Annotated in this window: 2 protein-coding genes; both read right to left on the bottom strand. The window is 68.5% G+C overall.

What is annotated here, in order from left to right; genetic code table 11:
* Positions 1-126: 126 nt before the first annotated feature.
* Positions 127-615, bottom strand: coding sequence for an FBP domain-containing protein (locus ACFWPJ_RS31150; RefSeq protein ID WP_378856840.1), 489 nt, complete (start codon positions 613-615; stop codon positions 127-129).
* Positions 616-701: 86 nt separating this feature from the next.
* A partial coding sequence (locus ACFWPJ_RS31145) for a thioester reductase domain-containing protein (protein WP_378856838.1) occupies positions 702-2,146 on the bottom strand: 1,445 nt, incomplete at its 5' end.

Genomic DNA, 2,146 nt, shown 5'->3' with positions numbered 1-2,146 from the left:
ACCGGCAAGGCACCTGACGACCCCAGTTCTGTTGTTCTGCAAGAGAACTCGGGTCGTCTGGCGTGCGGGGTCTCGAGTGTCGGCACATGGCAGCTACCTCCTTTGTCGTGTGGCGGGGCGAATCGGCTAGGTGTACAGGCGGTCCAGGAACGCGTAGAGGTTCTCGCGCACCCGCTGCGCCTTCTCCTCCGGCGTCAGGTCCTCGCGATACCGGCTACCCAGCGCGGGCCGCTTCTTGTTGCGGGCATACAGCGAGCAGGCCAGATCGGTGCAGATATAGCTGCCGACCGTATTGCCGCGCCGTCCCGATTCCCCGGCCTTGTTCGCGGTCATCAGCGAGACGCCGCCGCCGGTGTGGGTGGTCAGGCAGAACGCGCACATCTGCGTCTTGCCCGATCCGCCGGTCTCGTGCCGCAGGGCGACACCGACCAGGTCGCCGTCACGCGGAACCGCGAGATAGCAGCGGCCCGGGTACGACGGGTCGGTCCAGCCGAGGAAGTCGAGATCGTCCCAGGGACGAGCATCGAGGTCACGCGGCACGGACAGGCGTTTGGCGTCGCCTTTCGAGCAGTTGACGAACGACGACCTGATGTCGCGTTCGGTGTCGGGGTGCAAGGAGTGTCCTCTCGGTGTGTCGGTCACAAACGGTAGACACGCTAATGATGTCCCGGGAGCACTGACAACCGAGTTTTTTTCGGCGGCTAGCGGACCTCGACCGGTATCGGTAGCAGACCCTCGGCGATGAAACCGTCGACATAACGCTGTAGGACAGCGGCATCTATCGCCGGACAACACACACCGGATTCAGCCAGTACCGCTCGGGTGCCGGTGTCGTCGACGATCAGGGCATCGCCGCCGCCGTTGAGGTAATTGTCGGCGACGAGTGCCGCGCGCATGAGGTCGGCGTGCTGCGCGATCTGCCCGGCCAGTCGCTCGGCGGCCTCGGCCACCGACACCGTCTCGACGGGAAAACCGCTGCGGCGCAATGTATTCAGAATGTCTCCGACATTGGTGGGCGCGCTGTTGACCAGGTGGTAGATCTCGGTGTTCGGCTGCCGCCCGGTGGCGAGCGCGACCAGTGCGCGGGCCACGTAGTCCACCGGGGCCAAGGTGACGTCGGCGGATTCGATGTCGGGCGCGACCCCGAGATGGGCGGCCGACCGGATGAGCGTCCAGAACGCGTCATCGGCACTGTTCGCGCCGCTGCTGATCGATCCGGCGACCAGACCGGGCCGGTGCACCGCGACCGGCAACCCGCGTTCGGCTGCCGCGAGGACCAGCTGCTCGGCCACCCATTTGGTGGCCAGATACCCGTTGCGCGGCACCTGGGCGGCGGTGATCGCCGTGCGCTCGGTGACGATTCCGGTGTGCCCGGCACCGACCGCGGCCGACACGGTGGACACGAAATGCAAGGCCTTCACCCTGGTGTCGACCGCCAGCCGCAGGATCTCGACGGTTCCGGCGATATTGGCCGGGCGCAGGGCGGCATAGGATTCCAGATGATTCACGCGGGCGCCGTTGTGGTAGATCACCTCGATCCGCGCGGCCAGCTCGGCCCAGGTGTCGCCGGCGAGCCCGAAGCCCGGCGCGGCGAGGTCGCCCGGCACCGGCACGACCCGGTCCGCGAGCCCCTCGGTCCCGAGTCCGTACCGCTGGAGCGTCGTTTCGAGGCGGCGGCGCACGCCGTCGGCGTCCTCGGCGCGGACAAGGCACCAGACGCGCGATGCGGTGCGGTCGAGCAGCTCACGCAGCAGATGGATGCCGACGAAGCCGGTGGCGCCGGTCAGCAGCACCTCGTCTGCCGAGGTCGGGGGCACCGGGAACGCCTCCGGCACCGTGATCGTGGGATCCAGGCACGCGTCGGCGATCAGCATGTCGGTCCAGTTCTCGGCCGCCGCCGCGCCGGACTCGGCCGTCACCGCCGCCGTCACCGCACGCGGCGTCGGCGCCTCGAACAGCATGCGTGGGTCGGCATCGATGCCGAGCCGGGTCCGCAGCTCCGACCGGAGTGTGAAGACCAACAGCGAGGTGCCGCCGAGATCGAAGAAGCTGTCGTCGATTCCGACCGAATCCCGTTCCAGCACATCGGCGAACACCCTGGCCACGGCGCGCTCGCGCACGGGCGCGGGGGCGCCGGCCCCGGCGG

This window comes from Nocardia sp. NPDC058497, from assembly GCF_042720195.1.
In the GTDB taxonomy this organism is placed as follows: Bacteria; Actinomycetota; Actinomycetes; order Mycobacteriales; family Mycobacteriaceae; genus Nocardia.
Note: the sequence above shows the minus strand (reverse complement) of the source record. Positions and strands in the feature narration are given on the sequence as shown.